We start from the raw sequence: 19,373 nt of genomic DNA, 5'->3' as shown, positions 1-19,373 counted from the left end.
AGTAATGGATAAACCGACGGCAATATACCGTCGGTTGTTTTTTCAATTATTTACCAATAAACATTTGCACCCAATGGTTTCCGGTACCTTCAAATCCCACGCCAATATGAGTAAAGTTGGAGCTTAAAATATTTTTTCGGTGGCCTTCGCTATTCATCCAAGCATTTACAACTTCTTGCGGCGTACGCTGGCCTTGGGCAATATTTTCACCAGCTGATTTATAGGTTACGCCGAAATCCCTCATCATATCAAACGGGGAGCCATAAGTTGGGCTTGTATGCGAGAAATAGTGATTTTGCTGCATATCCAACGCCTTCTTCTGCGCAACACCGTTTAATTGCGTATCTGTCTTTAACGCTGGAAGCCCATTTTTACTGCGTTGCTGGTTCGTTAAATCAATGACCTGCTGAACATATTGACTGTTATTCCCTGCAGCCGGGGTCGTGCTTTGTTGTGCCGGCTTTTGCTGATTTGTTTGAGTCTGTGGCGCAGGCTTAGCTGGCTGTGCCTGCTGCTGTGGTGCAGGTGCTGGCTGCTTAGGCGCAGGTGCCGGTTGAGTCTGCTGTGCTGGCTGCTTTGGCGCAGGTGCTGGCTGTGCTTCACGCTGGCCTTGCTGTCCCGTTGGCGCTTGAGCCGTTGGCCTTTGATACTGAGTATTAGGAGGCAGATGAATGACCCCTGTTTGGAACCAGTTGCCTTGGCTTGGATCGACGCGGACATATTGATATTTGGCATCTCTAATCAATACGGCTCTTGTATGTGGATATTGATTGCTATCCAGCTTCGTTTGGTAAGCCGAAATCATATCATCATTGTTATTCCTGTTTTTACGGTTACGGTTGTCGTCGAACAGGTTCGCATCAAAGTCCCGATCGCTGTTATCATTATTTGTGTAATCCTCAGTAAGCGGTCCATTGTGGTCAATGCCATCATCCCGCCCGTTACGGACATCCATTACACCATTGTCACGATCTCTGTCATTCATACCGACCCGATCACGGTCATTTAGATCATTTCTATTGTCGTTATTACAAGCAGCCAATCCGATTGTCAGGATGGCTGTTACCATCATAGTGACTGATTTTTTTATCACTCGTCAAACCCCCTTTTTTTAAAAACCCATTTGTCTTGCATAATTAGTTTTTATATTTTCGAAAAAAGTATTAATGGGAAATAACGACTGCAGGACCAATTACCTAAAAAAACAGATGCCAGAAGCACCTGTTTTTTAGGTTAACGATTAATATTAAGGATAAATTTATACCGATCTGCACGATATACAGATTTTACATATTCTATAGGAGTTCCGTTTTCAAGATAGGTAGTGCTCTCAATCAGCATAACTGGTGCCCCTTTACCAATATGCAGCAATTTTGCTTCATTCTGGCTGGCAATCGATGATTCAATAACCTGCGATCCACTGGAAATCCTTAATTTCAGGTTCTCTTGAATGTAGGCATATAGCGATTGATTGACTATTTCTTGGGTCATTCCCTGAATGAGATTTGCGGGAATATATGTTGTTTCGATTGCCATAGGGACTCCATCCGCCAAGCGGACGCGCATGATTTCATAAACAGGTTCCGCCTCGGAGATCGCAAGCTGTTTGGCAATAATTTCGGAAGCAGGATTGATCTGAAAATGAATAAGCTGACTGCCCGGTTCCATTCCTCTTGCTTTCATTTCTTCAGTAAAGCTGGTCAATCCTTGCAGTGGCTGTTCAATTTTCCGTTCCGCAACATAAGTTCCCTTGCCCTGGAGCCGGTACAAATAACCTTTATTTACAAGCTCGGTATACGCCTGTCTGACTGTCATCCGGCTTATTCCGAACTTTTCCGCATATTCCCGTTCGGGCGGAAGGGCATCATCCGGCCTTAATTCGCCCTTTTCAATCAATTCGATTATATGTTCTTCAAGCTGATAATAAAGCGGAATCGGGGACTTTTTATTAATCATTCACTATAGAACACCTTTCTCATTAAACTTATATCTTTTATATTAAACGGAAACGGCGATTTTGTCGGCAATTATTGTGACATTAGGATGCTTTTTTAAGACAGAGGCCGGAAAATGCTCTGTTATTTCCCCGTTTAACAGCTGATCCAATGCCTGCTTTTTGCTTTCCCCTGATACTAACAGCAAAATTTCTTTACTTTTCATAATGCTGGAAATCCCCATTGTAATCGCCTTGGTCGGAACATCCTCAATTCGTTCAAAGAATCTTGCATTCGCTTCAATCGTTGAAGATGCCAAATCAACAATATGGGTTGTTGAATCAAATGATGTACCCGGTTCATTAAATCCAATGTGTCCGTTACTGCCTATCCCAAGGATTTGCAGGTCGATTCCACCATGGCCAGAAATTAACTGTTCATATCGGGCGCACTCTGCCGCCAAATCATCTGCGTCCCCATGTGGAATATGGGTGTTTGCTTTTTCAATATCAATTTGGCTAAACAGATTCTCATTCATAAAATAGCGATAACTATTTGGATGACTGCCTGAAAGTCCAATATATTCATCCAGGTTAAACGTTGTGATATTTTGGTAGGTCGTTCCATTTTTTTGATGATCCTTAATTAATGCTTGGTACGTCCCGATCGGCGTCCCCCCTGTTGCCAGTCCCAGGTTCATCCTTGGATTTTGGCGGACCTTTTCAATAATATACGCAGCCGCTTTTTGGCTCATTTCGGCATAATCCTTCACTTCGATCAGTTTCATTGATTGTTCTCCTCCCTATTAAAAGCCAGGGCTCCCCGGCAATATGTCATTGTAACCTCCAAGTCAGGATCGAGTATAACGATATCCGCATCTTTTCCCGGAGTGATACTGCCCTTCTTATCATACATGTTTAGCTGCTTGGCTGGATTTACCGAGGCCATTTCGACAGCCTCCGCCAATGAGCAGCCGGCAAATGCTACGATATTTTTTACACCATGGCCCAATTTTAAAATGCTGCCGGCAAGAGTGCCGTCCGCAAGTACTGCCTTCCCGTCCTTTACGGTTACTTCCTGGCCGCCTAGGTCATACTGGCCATTTTTCAGGCATTTTGCCCGCATGGCATCCGTAATTAAAATTAAGCCTTCACTGCCCTTTTGTTGGTAGGCAAGCTTCACCGTTTCTGGACGAGAGTGAACGCCATCGACGATGAGCTCGGCTTTTAATTCGTCTCGTAAAAATGCGGCCCCGACTACCCCAGGCTCACGGTGATGCAGCCCTCGCATTTGATTATAGAGATGGGTAACTTGATTTGCCCCAGCTTCAATTGCCTGATCCACCTGTTCGTATGTGGCGTCTGTATGACCCAGTGAGGCAATCACGGAATTTTCCTTTAAGTAACGGACCATCTCCAATCCTCCTGGCTGTTCAGGTGCAATGGTGACTTGTTTAATATTGCCGCCCGCCATCTCCTGCCATTTTTTAAATAATGGCAGGTCAGGTTCGATAATATGCTGTTTCGGCTGAGCTCCAGCCATTTTCGGGTTCACAAACGGGCCTTCCAGGTGGACGCCCAGTACTTCCGCTTTACCCTGGGAAGGCTGATTCATTATGTAATTAGCTGCATTTTCCAGTGCTTTTTCAATCTGATTTGCTTCCTGGGTAATAGTCGTTGCTAAAAAACTAGTGGTCCCTTCTTTTGGCAATGCGGTTGCCATCGTATCCAGCGCTTCTTTTGTCGCATCCATCGTATCGGCTCCTGCGGCCCCATGGATATGAACATCGATAAAGCCCGGAACGGCACGATAATCAGAAGGCAGCTCTACCACTTTATAGCCAGGATCCTCCTTGAGCTCTTCTACCGCCCCTACCTCGATAATCTCTTTACCGTTTATCTTTATGTATCCATTCTCGATGATGCCATTTTCCGAATAAACACGCATACCTTTAAGCAAAATATGTGTCATATCCATGTTCAAAACTTCCCTTCGGTTGATAATTTAATATTAGCATGCACTAGGTATAGTTGTCTATACCAGTGATCCGAAAGAAAATCGGCAGGTGTTTGACACCTGCCATGACTTTACATCAAACATATACTTCCGATTCTTCTTTTTGGAAAAAGCTTTTCATCGCATGGAAGACATCGGCCTTCTGCTTGAGGATATAGTGGCGGAACCGCTCGTCTTTGATGTTTTTGTACGCGGACATTAGCGTTGAATGCCTGTTGTATTGATTTACCTCTCCATAGCCGAACATATTGGATACCTTCATCAGTTCCTCAACCAATTTGACGCAGCGGGCATTGTCCGATGTCAGGTTATCACCGTCCGAAAAATGGAACGGGTAAATGTTAAATTTCCGCGGCGGGTACTTTGACTCAATAATTTCCAATGCCTTGCGATAGGCCGAAGAACAAATCGTTCCACCACTTTCGCCTTTAGAGAAGAAGTCCTCCTCCGAAACGACTTTGGCTTCTGTATGGTGAGCAATAAATTCAATTTCCACCGTTTCGTACTTCGTGCGTAAAAATCGGGTCATCCAGAAGAAAAAGCTGCGGGCCATATATTTTTCCCAAATCCCCATCGAACCGCTTGTGTCCATCATAGCGATGACCACTGCTTTGGAATCCGGCTTGACAATTTCATTCCAGGTCTTAAATTTTAGATCTTCCTTGTAAATTGGATGAAATGCCGGCTTCCCGCTCATGGCATTCCGTTTAAAGGCTGACATCATCGTGCGTTTCTTATCAATATTTCCCATTAATCCGATCTTTCGGATATCGTTGAATTCGATATTTTCAACGAGATGCTCCTGCTCTTCTTTTCGTTTTAAATTTGGAAGCTCCAGTTGCTTGAATAATGCTTCCTCCAATTCCATAAGCGAAACTTCAGCTTCGAAGTAGTCTTCCCCAGCCTGGTCTCCGGCCCCTTGCCCTTTCCCAGGCCCTTTTTGTCCGCTCGATCCGTCACGTGCCACTACGTCCCCAACTTGACTGTCACCTTCACCTTGGCCCACGTGTTTGTTTTTGTCATAATTATAGCGGATTTTATATTCGTCCAGTGATCGTATTGGAATTCTTACAACATCGCGACCATTAGACATGATGATGCTTTCTTCCGTTATTAAATCAGGTAAATTATTGCGAATGGCCTCCTGTACTTTTTCCTGATGCCGCTGCTGGTCATCGTGGCCTTTACGGTGGAGGGACCAATCTTCTTTCGAAATCACAAATTGATGGTTGTTATCAGTCATTACAAACCCCTCCTTGAAAAAAAATATGAAATTTGACATGCACACATTTAAAACATTTACATACAATAACGCGAATGAAAAAATAGCTATAGGATTGGATTACTTTATCCTATGCAGAAACGAAGAATAATTTACAAATAATTTAGACAATTGGTTTGTTTGCCTATGAAAATGGACGAGCTTTACAGAAAAGCGTAAGCGCCTTGACCAGGGGCGACAGGCATAAGACGAGCCGGCGAGAAGGCTGCTTTTTAGCCTTCTTGACGGATTGGCTTATGACCCCGAGCCCCTAGGCGCTGAAGCTAGACAATTTTAAGGTTAGAAAAAAACAGACTGGCAGAGGTTCCGCCAGTCTTATTTCCATTACCTATTCAATAGACTTCCTACATACCTTAGTAATTCGTTCGCAGAGGTGGAGTTGTAGCCATGCTCGTCGATTAGGCGGGCGACTACTTCGTTGATTTTCTTTAGCTGCTGCTCATCTGGCGTTTTCGTAGATGTGGTAATTTTGACGACATCCTTTAGATCGGCAAACAGTTTCTTCTGAATTGCTTCACGCAGGCGGTCGTGGGAATTATAGTCAAACCGCTTGCCTTTCCGGGCGAATGCGGAAATTCTGATTAAGATTTCTTCCCTGAACGCTTTCTTCGCATTCTCCGAAATTCCAATTTGCTCTTCAATCGAACGCATCAACTTTTCATCCGGATTAATTTCTTCACCCGTTAACTGATCGCGCATCTTGGCTTTATTGCAGTAAGCCTCCACGTTATCGAGGTAATTATCCATTAATGTCTTGGCAGACTCTTCGTAAGAATAAACAAATGCTTTTTGGACTTCCTTCTTGGCGATATTATCATACTCTTTGCGTGCCAAGGAAATATAATTCATATACCGTTCACGAAGCTCGGCAGTAATCGACGGGTGCTGGTCGAGACCGTCCTTCAACGATCGCAGCACATCAAGTGCATTAATCGATGGCACTTCCTTGCGAATAATCGTCGATGAGATTCGGTTAATCACGTAACGCGGGTCAATGCCGCTCATGCCTTCATCCGGATACTCCTTCTTGAGTTCGTCAACATCGGCTGTATTATAGCCTTCAACATTCTGGCCGTCATAAAGACGCATTTTCTTAATCAGGTCAATGTCGCCCTTTTTCGGCTCCTTCAAACGGGTGAGTATTGTGAACATGGCTGCGACCCGGAGCGTATGCGGCGCAATATGAACATCCGCTACATCGCTTTCGCGAATCATTTTTTCATAAATACGCTCTTCCTGGGACATTTTTAAATTATAAGGAATTGGCATAACGATAATTCTGGAATGGAGTGCTTCGTTTTTCTTATTGGAGATAAAAGAGCGATATTCGGTTTCGTTTGTATGGGCCACAATTAGTTCATCTGCTGAAATCAGTGCGAATCGCCCGGCTTTGAAATTGCCTTCCTGCGTTAATGACAGCAAGTGCCATAAGAATTTCTCATCACATTTCAACATTTCCTGGAATTCCATCATCCCGCGGTTCGCTTTGTTTAGCTCCCCGTCAAACCGGTAAGCTCTTGGGTCAGACTCGGAACCGAATTCGGCAATCGTGGAGAAGTCAATGCTTCCTGTCAAATCGGCAATATCCTGAGATTTCGGATCAGATGGGCTGAACGTTCCGATTCCAGTCCGTTTGTCCTCGGAGAAAAAGATTCGTTCAACTAACACATCTTCAATTCTGCCGCCATAATCCTGCTCCAAGCGCATCATATTTAATGGGGACAGATTTCCTTCAATTCGGATTCCATACTCATCATAAAAATCCTTCCGCAAGTGATGCGGAATTAAATGAAGCGGATCCTCATGCATCGGGCAACCCTTGATGGCAAAAACTGAGCCACGGTCGGTATGCGAATATTTTTCAAGGCCTCTTTTTAACATGGTCACAAGTGTGGATTTACCACCGCTTACCGGTCCCATCAAAAGCAAGATTCGTTTTCTGACGTCCAACCGTTTGGCCGCCGGGTGAAAGTACTCTTCTACGAGGCGCTCCAATGCTTCTTCCAGTCCAAATAGTTCATTGCAGAAAAAGTTGTATTTCTTCGTCCCATTAACTTCTTCAATTCCGGCATCCTTGATCATATTATATACTCGAGAATGTGCAGACTGCGCTACCCATGGCTTTTCCTTTAACAACAGCAAATAGTCGGCGAATGTTCCTTCCCAGCGAAGTTTTTCCTCTTCTTCACGATACATCTCGATTTTTCTTAAAATATCCATATAGCCCTCCCCCTGTAGTTAATCAGAGACGATTAATATACTCTATGCACTTGGTCTATCGAACATGCGTGACGATAAGGCTGTTTTTCTTTTTTTGCTGTGATTCGAGAATCTGGGCCTTTTCATTTTTCTAAGTTAGGCTATAATATTACTATATGTTTATAAATGAAATTTGTTTGTAGAAGGGGGATTTACATACGATGAGCTTATTCCTAATTCTATTGGTCATGGTCGCGTTTCTGGCCGCAATCTTCACTGCAGGATATAACGATAAACCAAATGCATAACCCTGGTGCGAAATAAGAGAAAAAAGGCTGCCCTTTAAGCGTGGGGCAGCCTTTTCTATTTGTGATAGTCAGTGTTAGACGTGATTTATCGCATGTATTCATGAAGACAAGATCCAGCGTATTTATTAGCTGTTTTAAAAAAAGAGACCCTTCGGTACAGGACCTCTTCTGTCTATTTTAGACCTGGATAGTTTTGCTGCCTTAAGGCTTCGTAAATCAATATCGCCGCGGTATTGGATAGATTCAATGAAGTGACATTGTCGTTCATCGGGATTCTAAGTGCGACATCTTTGTTTTTTTCAATGATCTCTTTTGGAAGCCCTGTTGTTTCGCGGCCAAAAATAAAATAGTAATCCTTGTTTGGCTTGCTGTAATCAAAAGCTGTATGGTCCTTCAGGCCAAATTTCGTTAAATAGAAAAATTCGCCACCGGCATTTTTTTCATAAAATTCATCTAATGAATCGTAAGTAATGATGTTCACGAATTCCCAATAATCAAGGCCAGCCCGTCTTAACGTTCTGTCATCGGCTGAAAAACCTAAAGGGCGGATCAGATGAAGCATGGTATTGGTTGCTGCGCAGGAACGGGCAATATTTCCGGTGTTTGCCGGGATTTCTGGCTGATATAAGACTACATGCACTGGCATGACTTTCACCTCAAATTAAAACTCTATCTGTTATTATACCACGATCCTTTTCTCCTTCAAGAACACAGCCTCATCCATCTACAATGGTGTAAAACCTATATCTAATATTGGGCGTGTAGGCAGAGGAATCCTCATAGGCCCAGTAGCGCATCCGGCTGTTGTAAGTATGGGCATTCACAAGCGGCATCCCATATGCATCTTTGCCCGTCACAATGGTATTGTGGTTGAACCTGCCGTCCCCTTCGAAATCGTAGCAAATAACATCTCCCAACAGTAATTCTTCAGGACTGCTGACCTCCTTTGCCCTCAAGCCGAGTTTGGAATTTGGCAGGTAGGTTCTTAATGAGTGGGCGACCGCCCAGCTATAGCTCCAGTTTTTACTTCGCAGCCACCAGCCGGTACCGCGGTTGGGGTATCCCCGCATCGGAGCCTCACCAGCATGCAGGCATTGCGAAATAAAGTTTGTACAATCATTATCAAACTTTGGATACGCCGGATTATAGGTGTTCCACCACCGCTCTGCATATTGAACAGCCCTGAGGCGGTTATATTGGTAACTGATTCGTTCTTCCCTGGGCTCTTCGGCTGCCGCTTCATCTTTAGTGTTAGCAGCCTCTTCCCGGTATTCTTGATAGACTGGCGGGTTCATTTCCTCATCCATGATCAGTGCTCCATGGTAGAACTTGGCTATTCTTTCTTCCCCTTCTTCTTCCATATAAAGATTCCCTTTTTGCTTCACCAAATATTGATAATGGGCTTGATATTTTATTCTTTGAAAATCATCTTCATCCGCGGTTTCGATAATTTTCCCGGTCACCTTCACTTTAACAATCTCCGCAGAACGTTTCGCCATCGCCTCCAGCTTTCGTTCTGCTTTTGAAAAATAATCTTTGGAACCTCGCTGGCTTGAAACAAATTGTTGTACCCGTAAGTCAAACAAATCTTGAAGTGATTTATGCATATTCTTTCCACTCCCTTCCCTTCATTCATATGAAAGTGGGTTGATTTTAAAATCAAGTGGGGTGGAATTTTTACGAATTAGGGCTAAGGGCATGAAAAAGAGCAAACCCTGAAGTTCGCTCTTCCTAATTTCGTATCAAATTCAAGCCTTTTTCAATTTCCTTTTGTACCTCATCTTCCGTTTCCCGTTCACGGGCTTTTTCCAAAGCCGCCAGCGCCACCTCGCCGCCGATTTTCCCAAGCGCCCAGGCTGCCGTGCCCTTGGCCACAGGGCTCGCTTCATTTTCTAACACTTCCACCAAATCAGGAACTGCAGTTTCATCTTTAAAATGAGCCAGAGCAATTATTGCGTTCCGCTGGATGGGTTTCTTCCCCCGCCACGAACCGGCGAGATAGCCAAACTTCTGTTTGAATTCCCGGTTGCTTAATTTTAAAATCGGCTTTAATAAAGGTTTAACCGCTTCTGGGTCCGGTTCCATTTCCTCATGAAAATGAAAGTTCTTACCTTTATTATGCGGGCAAGCCGTTTGGCAGGAATCACATCCATAGATGCGGTTGCCGATTTTTTCACGGAACTCATCAGGAATCAGTTCCTTTGTTTGCGTCAAAAACGAAATACAGTGCTGGGCGTTGATCTGTCCGCCTTGGACCAATGCCCCGGTCGGACAGGCGTCTAAACACTTGGTACAGCTGCCGCATTGATCCTCGACAGGAGTATCGGGTGCAAATGGAATGCTCGTAATCAATTCGCCGATATAAACATAAGATCCGAACTCAGGCGTGATAATCGCACAATTTTTTCCGCTCCAACCGATTCCCGCCCGTTCCGCAACGGCACGGTCCGATAATTCCCCAGTGTCGACCATCGATTTTAACCGGGCTTCAGGCACTTTGGATAAAATAAATGCTTCCAGTTTGCCCAGCCTGTCCCGTAAAATATGATGGTAATCCTGCCCCCATGAGGAACGGGCAAACATCCCCCGGCGAGCGCCTTTTTTACTTTCTACCCGATTCATCATTTTTGAAGGGTAAGCAAGGGCAATCGAGATGATAGATTGGGCGCCTTCCAGCAACAATGTTGGCGTGACCCGCTTGTCAATATCCGGCTCTTCAAATCCTGATTGGTAACCGAGTTCCTGCTGGCGAATCAAGCGATTTCTCAATTCCATAAACGGGTCGGCCGTCGTAAAGCCGATTTTATCGATGCCGATTTCTTTACTGTAAGCAATGATTTCTTCCTTTAATTTTTGAATATCCATTTTGAGCAACCTCCCTTCCAAAAAATTTTCTCTATATAAAAGTTGAATTTATTGGTTTCACATCTATCTATGATAAACTATTTTCAAGCAATTTTGGAGGTGGAACTGTTGGAAATTCGTGTTTCAACGGAGATTTCAGAACTGATTCCTGATTTTAAGGTGGGAATAATTGAATATAAAAACATTACGGTCGGAGAATCGCCGCAAATGTTAAAAGGAAGGCTGCAGCTATTTCAGGAGTCCATATATTTCGACTTGGAGAGCAAAAGTGTCTCTGACTTGCCAGGCATTCAGGAATGGCGGAACATTTTTAAAAAGACTGGAAAGGATCCGAACAGGTACCGTCACTCTGCCGAGGCTTTATATAGAAGAGTGAAAAAGCAAAATTACTTTGCGTCCGGCCAAAGTGCGGTAGACCTCTATAATTTTTTCTCGCTGCAATATCAGTTGCCGATCGGGCTTTATGATCTCGATTTGTTACAAGGGCCGTTGGAAATTCGACTTGGAAGACAAGGCGAAGAATACATAGGATTAAACGGCAGGAGCAATTCACTGGAGCGCCTTGTTTTGTCCTCTGACCAGAACGGACCGTTTGGAAGTCCGTTTGTGGATTCAGAGAAAACCGCCGTTACCTTTAATACGAAAAATGCTTTGCAAATCATCTATCTTCGACCATCAACTGATGCTGAGAATGCTAAAAAACTGACGGAATCGTTGATGGACATGTTTGTCCAAATACATGGCGGCGATGCGTCGTATCAAGTTATCGGGTGCCAATAGGCATCTTTTTATCTATAAAATTGAAAAAACGCAGCGCAACGTTCTTTTCGAAACGTTACACTGCGTTACCTATGTATGGAGCGGGTGATGAGAATCGAACTCACAACAACAGCTTGGAAGGCTGTGGTTTTACCACTAAACTACACCCGCAAAGAATATTAATTTAAGTTAAAGTTTATTTACACGCACGTTCATGCCTCTTCCTCTAAAAGCATATTCGAGGATGCTGGATGCGTCGAGGCAACTCGAAGCCTATTCACGATGCGTTGCTCGTGGCTGTGGTTTTACCACTAAACTACACCCGCAAAGATTAAATTACTGATAGTTGAGGCTTTTTGATATGGTATGCTGACAGTAAGGGTTTTACCACCATTATTTTTGGCAATTTGGTGAACAACCAACTGACCTTTATTATATTACATACTATTTCTAAGTTCGTCAAGGGAAAAACTCGAATTTTGTCGAATATTTTCTTTTAAAAGCAAAAAGTCCACCAGTGCAGTGGACTTTTGCTTTTATTTGAGATACGTATTAATCCAGTGAATCACATCCACTTGAACCTCATCCCTGTTTGTTTCATTTAGTAATTCATGGCGAGCGTCTTCGTAAAATTTATAGTCGTCATTTTGCATCCCTTCCGCCTTGTAAGCTTGGAACGTCTTTAAAACACCTTTTGAGTTTGCCCCTACCGGGTCCTTGCTGCCGGAAATGAGAAAAATTGGCAGTCTTGCCGGTGTCGCCATAATATTCTCCGGTTTATTAACCGTTTCAAGCCCTTCAAGCAGGTCGTGGAAAAATCCTGAAGAAAAAACCCCGCCACATAAAGGGTCGGCGATATATTTATCCACTTCCTTTTCATCCCTGCTCAGCCAATCAAATTCGGTCCGGGTTGGCCGAAACGCTTTATTATAGCTGCCAAAAGTAAGCTTGTTCATTAATGGACTAAGCGTCCTCGCGCCCTTCATTTTCTTCTCCCTTGAAGCAATCAGTTTGCCGATTTTCCCCATGATTCCCGGATCACCGCCCGTACCACTGAGAATGACTCCTGCAAGCCTGTTTCCGTATAGTTGTATGTACCGTCTTGATAAAAACGAACCCATGCTATGGCCGAATAGAAAAATCGGCACATCAGGATACTCTCTTTCGATGATGGAGGTGAGGGTCTCCATGTCTTTCACGACTTTTTCAAAGCCTTGCTCATCAGCAAAATAACCCATGCTGTTGGTTTTGGACCCGGTCATTCCATGGCCCCGATGGTCATTGCCATATACAAACATATTTTGTGCAACCAGTTCCCTGGCAAAAGGATCATAGCGTTTAATATGTTCAGCCATTCCATGGGCGATTTGCACAATCGCTTTTGGCTGCCCTTCTCCATCTCCCACCCATTTGCATGCGAAAATTTCCACACCGTCATTCGTTTGATAAGAAAAATCGACTTGCTGCATCATTCACCACTCCCAGTAATCAGAAAAAAAGAGACTTACCCAATTGCCGAATAAATTGTGTAAGTCTCTGAGTTTCCTTCTCGCTATTAATCTAAGAAAAATATATCTAACCTTTGGGAGATTGTCAATTTCTCCTATCTTAATAAGATTCATGCCAAATAATTTATCATAATGCAAAATGCTCATTTATAATAGAATTATCAAATCCTGTAACTATTGTAATTTATTTACGGTTCCTTTGGAGGGCGGAGCGTCTTGAATGAAATAAAAATATTATTAGCAGAAGATGACTATGATGTTAACCAAATGATTAACAAGGCGTTAACAAAAGAAGGTTATAACATTTACTGTACTTTTGATGGGCAAGAAGCACTTGATGCTTATGATCACGAGGAATTTCAATTAGTCATGCTTGACATTATGCTGCCAAAAATTGATGGATTGGAAGTCATGAGGCGGATTCGAACAACAGATATGACACCGATTATCATCATATCGGCCAAGACCGAAGAAAGTGACAGAGTAATCGGACTGGGTCTAGGGGCCGATGACTACCTCGTAAAGCCGTTTTCCATTGCGGAACTTGTCGCCAGAGTCAAGGCACAGCTTAGAAGATTTTTGTACTACCGTACAAATCATGACGCTAAACAAAATGTAAAAGAATATGGAGCAATAAAATTTGATTTGGATAACTACACAGTTACGAAAAATAACAGGACGATTCAACTAACTGCAAAGGAATATGAAATATTGAAACTATTTTTTGGACATCCAAATCGGGTATTTACAAAGGCGCAAATATTTGAATCAGTCTGGGGTGAAGAATATTACGGTGATGATAATACCGTCATGGTTCATATTAGAAGATTACGAAATAAAATTGAGGATAATCCCAATGAGCCTAAATATATTGAAACAGTATGGGGCATTGGATATAGATTAGGTAACTCGCTATGATTTACATAACGTTAACCCTCATTGTAATCTTAACTTTCATAATTGTTTTTCAAAATATAAAAATAATCAAAATTTCCAGCAGTATCATCAACATTATTAAGGGAAATTTTAATGAGAGAATTAGAATCAGTGATAATAATAGGTTTTTAAAGAAATTAATTATTAATCTAAATCGGCTTATTGATGAATTTCACAAGATTGTTGTCCTGAATAAGCAATATGAAGACGATCGAAAAAAGATGATATCCAACATCTCTCACGACTTGCGAACCCCGCTAACGTCGATGCTGGGTTATGTGGAAATGCTTAAAGATGATCAGAGTCTAAGCGAAGAAGAACGTCAGGAGTATCTTTCCATCATCAGTGCAAAAGGTGAATTCTTAGTAGATTTATTAGAAGAGTTTTACCATTTTTCAAAACTGGATTCTGATGATCTTCCAATTCACCCTAGGCGTTTAAACATTTCCGAGCTGCTCCGACAATGCATGCTATCCTTTTTGAAAGACTTTGAGGCTAATGGAATCCAACCAAAAATAGAACTGCCACCTGAGGACATATTCGTGGGTGCAGATCAACAAGCAGTGTACCGAATGGTGCAGAACTTAATCTCCAACAGCCTAAAATACGGAAGCGCCGGGAATGTAATCGGGGTCAGCTTGGCGGAACAAAACGATTCCATCACAATCGAGGTATGGGATAAAGGCCGGGGAATTCCAGAGGAGGATGTACCTTATATTTTCAACCGGCTTTATGTAGCGGAAAAATCAAGAAGCCGGAGATTAAAAGGCAGCGGTCTGGGGTTAAGCATCGTTAAAAAACTTGTGGAAAAACATAACGGCAATGTTGCGGTTAGCAGCATCCCTTTTGAAAGAACGTCCTTTACGGTGACATTGCCAAAAAAGTTAAGAAATATGTAAGGAATATGAAAATGGCAGTTAAGGGTTATGTTTTACGATGAAAACATAACCTTTTTCCGTTTCAAAGGAGGCATTAAGATGGATTATGCAGTCAGGACCCACAATTTGACGAAAACCTACAAAGGAATACCAGTGGTCAACAAGTTAAATATCAATATTAAGAAAGGTGAAATATATGGATTTTTAGGACAAAACGGCGCCGGCAAAACGACAACGTTAAGAATGATGATGGGATTAATAAAAGCGTCTAACGGAGAAATTGAGTTATTTGGTCAAAGCCAGTACTCCAGAGATATTTATAAAAGAATAGGCTCTATGATCGAATACCCGGGATTTTACCCTAACTTGACAGCGGAAGAAAATCTTGAAATTCATCGGCGAATGATTGGAATCGAAAATAAGGAGTATATCAAGGAAGCCCTTGATGTATCAGGATTGGATATAAATGAAGTGAAAGGAAAAAAGGTGAAAAATTTCTCGCTTGGCATGAAGCAAAGATTGGGCATCGCAAGAGCTATGCTTCATAAGCCGGAACTCCTGATTTTAGATGAGCCAACCAATGGATTGGATCCGATTGGCATTAAGGAAATCCGGGAAACATTAATTAATTTAAAAAACAATAACGGGATAACGATTCTTATCTCGAGCCACCTGTTAAGTGAAATTGAGCATTTGGCCACGGAGATCGGAATTATCCATAAAGGTGTACTTTATGAAGAATTGGATTATAAAGAACTGCAGAAGCGCAATAAGAAGTATTTAAAAATTAGAGTCAGTGATGATAAAAAAGCTTGCTTTTTACTAGAGACCAAACTAGGAATCAGCGATTTTGAGGTGTCAGAGAAAAATATTGTCAGAATATACGAAGGCTATGATGATAGTTCAAGAATTGCCAAAACTCTTATTCAAAATGAAGTAGACCTGCATGAGATGGCAATAAGCGTCGACAACCTGGAGGATTACTTCGTGCGGTTAACGGGAGGCCACAACCATGTATAATGTTATGTACTGTGAATTTCTGAAACTAAAAAAGTCGTATTTTTATTTGTTGCTATTGATAGGCATTTGTTTTTTTCCCGCCTTAATGTGCCTGGGATGGCTTGGACAAGGCGCGTATGTCTATTGGAACCGATATATCTTTCAAGTGGAACAAATGACCTACTTGTTTAGCGGTACGATTTTATATGTGTTGATAGCAGCTTATATTTATAGTCGGGAATTCTCATGCGGCGCTGCCAACACTTTGTTTTCCTATCCTGTCAGCCGGGCAAAAATTTTCATGGCAAAATTCATCATCATTGTCCTATTCATTTTTGGCGCCATCATTTTGCAGCTGCTTTTAACGATTTTAGGAGGGTTGCTGTTGCCGCATGAGCCATTGACAATGGCTATTATGGAGGAACATTTAAAAATAAATTTACTCGTATTGCTGCTCCAATGTTCACTGCTCCCTGTTGCAATCTTGATTACGCTGCTGAGCAGGAATATTATCATGCCGATCATTTACGGAGCATTCGTGACAATTGTGAATGTTTGTATTATGGGATTAAACCTAGATTCCGTGGCCAAATACATTCCGACATTGTATCCGATCACCACCCTGTTTCACTCTTTTACAACTGACAGCCAGGGCAAAATGGAGTTCGTCCATTTCACATTGTCGAATTATAGCATTTCAATCGCAGCAATTACATTTATCGTGAGCATGGCTCTGTGCATAATCTACTATTTAAAAACTGATATTGATTAAAATGTACCATATCGAGTAATGAGGCAAGCAATCGATTACCGTTGCTTGCCTTTATTGTCTCCGAATTTTTGGATCCTAGCAACCCGTTTAATACTCCCTTTCCCTAACCATTCCATCCATTCTTGTTTCTGCCACCATTGTTTTAAAATCATTGCCGGACGGATTCTGGAATAATCGAAGCCCGAACTCTGGCGCGACCGCAAACAGATGGTCAAAGATATCGGCTTGGACCGATTCATAAACTGCCCATCTTATATCATTTGTAAATGCATAAATTTCAATTGGCAAACCGTATTCTGTGGGTGCTAGCTGCCTGACCATTAAGGTCATTTCCTGATTGATTCCACGATGATGTTGAAGATAATTACTGATATATGCCCTAAACACACCGATATTTGTCATCGCTCTTCCGTTCACAGGATTGCTCCGGTTAATTTCATTTTTTGCGTTGTATTCTTCAATCTCGCGTTCCTTGTTGATGATATAATCCGAAAGATATTGGATGTTGATAAATTTATCGATCATCTCCTCGGAGCAAAATGAAATACTATTTGTATCAATAAATAAAGATCGCTTTATCCGACGCCCTCCAGAGGTTTGCATCCCTCGCCAATTTTTAAAAGAGTCGGATATCAGGGCATAGCTTGGTATCATCGTGATCGTTTTATCCCAATTTTGCACCTTTACTGTGTTTAAAGAGATATCGATAATGTCTCCATCCGCCCCATATTTAGGCATTTCAATCCAGTCACCAACTCGAACCATATCATTGGCCGCCAACTGGATTCCAGCAACAAGACCTAATAACGAATCTTTAAAAACCAGCATGAGGACGGCTGAAAGAGCACCAAACCCGCTTAAAAGAATAAGTGGGCTCTTGCCAATCAGGTTCGCCACAACCAGGATCACTCCTAATGTGATTAATATTATATTAACAACCTGAATGTATCCTTTTATCGGCTTAATCTTCGAGATTTCAAACGTTTGATAAATATCATTACCCGCATTTAACAAGGTCGTAATAATGATTAATCCAACAATGATTATATAGGCAATGGCCCCCTTTTCAATCAATTGCTGATAGGCCGGGAAGGTTGAAGAAAAGGAATAGATGATCAACGCGGGAACAATATGGGATAACCTATGGAAAACCTTCCGCTCCAACATGATTTTATCCCACTTGAACTTATTTTTTGTCAAGATATGATTAATAATCCTGATGACTACCTTTTTCGTGATAAAATTCGATGCCAAACAGACAACTGCAATAAAAAGAATCATTATAATAATAGATAGATACTCCGTTAGTTGAGGACCCATGTCAAATTTTAATAGCAGATTACGAATAAACTCCATCTTTTTCCCTCCGTTATTTACTAGTTTTCGGTCTCATAGGTGAAGTTGATAAATGAGAGATTCTACTATTATATCAAAAATAACTTATTAACACCTGATAAAGAAGAATCATTCTTCTGTTAATGATTGAGCAATTTAATAATCTAATATTGTGAAGTTATTGATACTATTTGATAGAATCAATATACAAGAAACAGGTAAATGCGTATAGTCATTATTCAATGTTGATTGTTATATGCGCATCTTATGATGAATATTTTGGACAATGGGATCCATTTAGCTCATTATACACATATTGATGAAATCAATAAGGCGTTCGACCTGATCACATATAACGGAGCAAACATTATGAGGGTGAACGATGAGTATGGCATTGAAGCTGGGAAACCAGCAAACTTTATCGTATTAGATGCACATGATGCATATGAAGCGATTCGTGAGCGTGCAGAAGTACTTGCATCCATTCGGAATGGTGAATACCTCTTCAAACGTGAACCAAGAAAAAATGAAATCGAAATAGATTTCTTAAAACAATCGTAAGTTCCTTACTATCCCTAAAGGGATTATCCCCCTCAACATGAAAGTGACACGAGGCCATTAATTAGTGCTAACTGAAAGGTGGCAGGATCATCCGAAAATTGGATGATCCTGCCACCTTTTTCACCACTCCTTACCTTAGTATTTCTGTTAATGAGAACATAGTTAGGAAACCGATGATAAATGCGAGAGTGGCGGCTCTTTCGTTGCCATCCCCATGACTTTCGGGGATTAGTTCTTTATAAACAACAAACAGCATGGCCCCTGCTGCAAATGCCAAACCATAAGGGATTATATATGTAAAAGATCCGCCGAAATAGAGACCGATTAATCCTGAAAGAAACTCAACCACTCCTGTTAAGGTAGCAAGAAAAATTGCCTGAACTCGGCTTACACCTTGAGTCAATAAAAATAATGCTACTAAAAATCCGTCAGGAATATTTTGTAACCCGATGGCAAATGAAACAACAGCTCCTAATTCCTGGGCATCACTGATATTACTGATCCCAACAGATAGCCCCTCAGGTAAATTATGCAGGGACATCGCCGTTAAAAAAAGCAATGTGCTCGAACGATTTGGAACGGAAAGCGAATGGTCCAAATCCATGTGAGGCAGACTGCTTTCCAATAACATCAATACCAAAGTCCCCGCTAAAATGCCAACCACTAAAACGACCATATTCGATAGCTTCAAAGCAGAGGGGATCAAACCGTAGGCTGAAGCCGATACCATGATGCCAGCAGTAAACGCCAACAAGATATCCTTCCCTTTATGTGAAACATTCTTGATCAACAATACGGGCATGGCGCCCAGGCATGTACAAAACGAAGAAATAAAAATACCCATAACTGGGAGCACACTCACACCAGTCCCTCCAATACCAATCACTATTTCATTTTATGTCAATAAAAGGGATTTAGAAGAATAGGAATGGACAAATTCCATTAAAATTGAAAGTAGAGAAAACGTTCCATCTAAACGGCTCTGTCTATGAAAGAGCTTTTTTTATTGAAAAATTTATTA

The 19,373-nt window shown here is 41.9% G+C and carries 18 protein-coding genes and 1 tRNA gene; 6 read left to right on the top strand and 13 right to left on the bottom strand.

The genetic code is table 11. The annotated features are described in order from the left end of the window. Positions 1 to 46: 46 nt before the first annotated feature. The 9 genes from M3234_RS20460 to queG form a co-directional block, all read right to left on the bottom strand. Positions 47 to 1,093: a CAP domain-containing protein gene (locus tag M3234_RS20460; protein ID WP_262306483.1), complete on the bottom strand. Its 1,047-nt coding sequence runs from the start codon at positions 1,091 to 1,093 to the stop codon at positions 47 to 49. A 140-nt stretch (positions 1,094 to 1,233) separates the two neighbouring features. Next, positions 1,234 to 1,956 carry a GntR family transcriptional regulator gene (locus M3234_RS20455; RefSeq protein WP_262306482.1) on the bottom strand — a complete coding sequence of 241 codons (723 nt, stop codon included), beginning with the start codon at positions 1,954 to 1,956 and terminating at the stop codon, positions 1,234 to 1,236. Positions 1,957 to 1,998: 42 nt separating this feature from the next. Then, the gene (nagB, locus tag M3234_RS20450) at positions 1,999 to 2,721 is read right to left on the bottom strand and encodes a glucosamine-6-phosphate deaminase (protein WP_262306481.1); all 723 of its coding nucleotides are present in this window, start codon (positions 2,719 to 2,721) and stop codon (positions 1,999 to 2,001) included. Then, a complete protein-coding gene (nagA, locus tag M3234_RS20445) occupies positions 2,718 to 3,905 on the bottom strand; it encodes an N-acetylglucosamine-6-phosphate deacetylase (RefSeq protein WP_396953973.1) in 1,188 nt (395 codons plus the stop codon). Before nagA ends, nagB begins: the two co-directional genes overlap by 4 nt. 121 nt (positions 3,906 to 4,026) lie before the next feature. Next, positions 4,027 to 5,193 carry a sporulation protein YhbH gene (yhbH, locus tag M3234_RS20440; protein WP_262306479.1) on the bottom strand — a complete coding sequence of 389 codons (1,167 nt, stop codon included), beginning with the start codon at positions 5,191 to 5,193 and terminating at the stop codon, positions 4,027 to 4,029. Positions 5,194 to 5,556: 363 nt separating this feature from the next. Continuing rightward, on the bottom strand, positions 5,557 to 7,452 hold the full coding sequence (locus M3234_RS20435) for a PrkA family serine protein kinase (protein ID WP_262306478.1): 1,896 nt from the start codon (positions 7,450 to 7,452) through the stop codon (positions 5,557 to 5,559). A gap of 459 nt (positions 7,453 to 7,911) precedes the next feature. Beyond that, positions 7,912 to 8,385, bottom strand: coding sequence for a tRNA (uridine(34)/cytosine(34)/5-carboxymethylaminomethyluridine(34)-2'-O)-methyltransferase TrmL (gene trmL, locus M3234_RS20430; protein WP_262306477.1), 474 nt, complete (start codon positions 8,383 to 8,385; stop codon positions 7,912 to 7,914). A 70-nt stretch (positions 8,386 to 8,455) separates the two neighbouring features. After that, positions 8,456 to 9,346, bottom strand: a complete 891-nt coding sequence (locus tag M3234_RS20425) for an amidase domain-containing protein (RefSeq protein ID WP_262306476.1) — start codon at positions 9,344 to 9,346, stop codon at positions 8,456 to 8,458. A gap of 124 nt (positions 9,347 to 9,470) precedes the next feature. Further along, positions 9,471 to 10,604: a tRNA epoxyqueuosine(34) reductase QueG gene (gene queG, locus M3234_RS20420; protein WP_262306475.1), complete on the bottom strand. Its 1,134-nt coding sequence runs from the start codon at positions 10,602 to 10,604 to the stop codon at positions 9,471 to 9,473. A gap of 108 nt (positions 10,605 to 10,712) precedes the next feature. On the opposite strand from queG, the gene M3234_RS20415 reads away from it, so the two are divergent. Then, a complete protein-coding gene (locus M3234_RS20415; protein WP_262306474.1) occupies positions 10,713 to 11,384 on the top strand; it encodes a B3/B4 domain-containing protein in 672 nt (223 codons plus the stop codon). Between the two features lie 76 nt (positions 11,385 to 11,460). Here M3234_RS20415 and M3234_RS20410 read toward each other — a convergent pair. Continuing rightward, positions 11,461 to 11,534, bottom strand: a tRNA-Gly gene (locus M3234_RS20410). Between the two features lie 365 nt (positions 11,535 to 11,899). After that, entirely contained in the window at positions 11,900 to 12,835 is a 936-nt protein-coding gene (locus M3234_RS20405) for an alpha/beta hydrolase (RefSeq protein WP_311315671.1), read from the bottom strand. 252 nt (positions 12,836 to 13,087) lie between these two features. Here M3234_RS20405 and M3234_RS20400 point away from each other — a divergent pair, with 252 nt between their 5' ends. The 4 genes from M3234_RS20400 to M3234_RS20385 all read left to right on the top strand — a co-directional run bounded on the left by M3234_RS20400 (position 13,088) and on the right by M3234_RS20385 (position 16,456). After that, a complete protein-coding gene (locus M3234_RS20400; protein ID WP_285858563.1) occupies positions 13,088 to 13,789 on the top strand; it encodes a response regulator transcription factor in 702 nt (233 codons plus the stop codon). Next, positions 13,786 to 14,706: a sensor histidine kinase gene (locus tag M3234_RS20395; protein WP_262306473.1), complete on the top strand. Its 921-nt coding sequence runs from the start codon at positions 13,786 to 13,788 to the stop codon at positions 14,704 to 14,706. The genes M3234_RS20400 and M3234_RS20395 overlap by 4 nt, the downstream gene beginning before the upstream one ends. Positions 14,707 to 14,784: 78 nt before the next feature. Then, positions 14,785 to 15,705: an ABC transporter ATP-binding protein gene (locus tag M3234_RS20390; RefSeq protein ID WP_262306472.1), complete on the top strand. Its 921-nt coding sequence runs from the start codon at positions 14,785 to 14,787 to the stop codon at positions 15,703 to 15,705. Next, on the top strand, positions 15,698 to 16,456 hold the full coding sequence (locus M3234_RS20385; RefSeq protein WP_262306471.1) for an ABC transporter permease: 759 nt from the start codon (positions 15,698 to 15,700) through the stop codon (positions 16,454 to 16,456). Before M3234_RS20390 ends, M3234_RS20385 begins: the two co-directional genes overlap by 8 nt. Before the next feature lie 87 nt (positions 16,457 to 16,543). Here M3234_RS20385 and M3234_RS20380 read toward each other — a convergent pair whose 3' ends face one another. Beyond that, entirely contained in the window at positions 16,544 to 17,812 is a 1,269-nt protein-coding gene (locus M3234_RS20380; protein WP_262306470.1) for a mechanosensitive ion channel family protein, read from the bottom strand. Between the two features lie 258 nt (positions 17,813 to 18,070). Here M3234_RS20380 and M3234_RS20375 point away from each other — a divergent pair, with 258 nt between their 5' ends. Then, on the top strand, positions 18,071 to 18,352 hold the full coding sequence (locus tag M3234_RS20375; RefSeq protein ID WP_262306469.1) for an amidohydrolase family protein: 282 nt from the start codon (positions 18,071 to 18,073) through the stop codon (positions 18,350 to 18,352). A 130-nt stretch (positions 18,353 to 18,482) separates the two neighbouring features. Here the strand turns inward: M3234_RS20375 and M3234_RS20370 are convergent, their stop codons facing one another. Then, positions 18,483 to 19,196, bottom strand: a complete 714-nt coding sequence (locus tag M3234_RS20370) for a ZIP family metal transporter (RefSeq protein WP_285858573.1) — start codon at positions 19,194 to 19,196, stop codon at positions 18,483 to 18,485. Between the last annotated feature and the right edge of the window lie 177 nt (positions 19,197 to 19,373).

The sequence above is a fragment of the Neobacillus niacini genome (assembly GCF_023715785.1).
GTDB classification, from domain to species: Bacteria; Bacillota; Bacilli; order Bacillales; family Cytobacillaceae; genus Neobacillus; species Neobacillus niacini_E.
Note: the sequence above shows the minus strand (reverse complement) of the source record. Positions and strands in the feature narration are given on the sequence as shown.

Coding starts and splice junctions, on each gene's coding strand:
- M3234_RS20380 (WP_262306470.1), bottom strand. CDS start 17,812: ATGGAGTTTATTCGTAATCTGCTATTAAAATTTGACATGGGTCCTCAA.
- M3234_RS20390 (WP_262306472.1), top strand. CDS start 14,785: ATGGATTATGCAGTCAGGACCCACAATTTGACGAAAACCTACAAAGGA.
- M3234_RS20385 (WP_262306471.1), top strand. CDS start 15,698: ATGTATAATGTTATGTACTGTGAATTTCTGAAACTAAAAAAGTCGTAT.
- M3234_RS20435 (WP_262306478.1), bottom strand. CDS start 7,452: ATGGATATTTTAAGAAAAATCGAGATGTATCGTGAAGAAGAGGAAAAA.
- M3234_RS20405 (WP_311315671.1), bottom strand. CDS start 12,835: ATGATGCAGCAAGTCGATTTTTCTTATCAAACGAATGACGGTGTGGAA.
- M3234_RS20370 (WP_285858573.1), bottom strand. CDS start 19,196: ATGGGTATTTTTATTTCTTCGTTTTGTACATGCCTGGGCGCCATGCCC.
- M3234_RS20425 (WP_262306476.1), bottom strand. CDS start 9,346: ATGCATAAATCACTTCAAGATTTGTTTGACTTACGGGTACAACAATTT.
- M3234_RS20455 (WP_262306482.1), bottom strand. CDS start 1,956: ATGATTAATAAAAAGTCCCCGATTCCGCTTTATTATCAGCTTGAAGAA.
- M3234_RS20395 (WP_262306473.1), top strand. CDS start 13,786: ATGATTTACATAACGTTAACCCTCATTGTAATCTTAACTTTCATAATT.
- yhbH (WP_262306479.1), bottom strand. CDS start 5,193: ATGACTGATAACAACCATCAATTTGTGATTTCGAAAGAAGATTGGTCC.
- nagA (WP_396953973.1), bottom strand. CDS start 3,905: ATGACACATATTTTGCTTAAAGGTATGCGTGTTTATTCGGAAAATGGC.
- trmL (WP_262306477.1), bottom strand. CDS start 8,385: ATGCCAGTGCATGTAGTCTTATATCAGCCAGAAATCCCGGCAAACACC.
- nagB (WP_262306481.1), bottom strand. CDS start 2,721: ATGAAACTGATCGAAGTGAAGGATTATGCCGAAATGAGCCAAAAAGCG.
- queG (WP_262306475.1), bottom strand. CDS start 10,604: ATGGATATTCAAAAATTAAAGGAAGAAATCATTGCTTACAGTAAAGAA.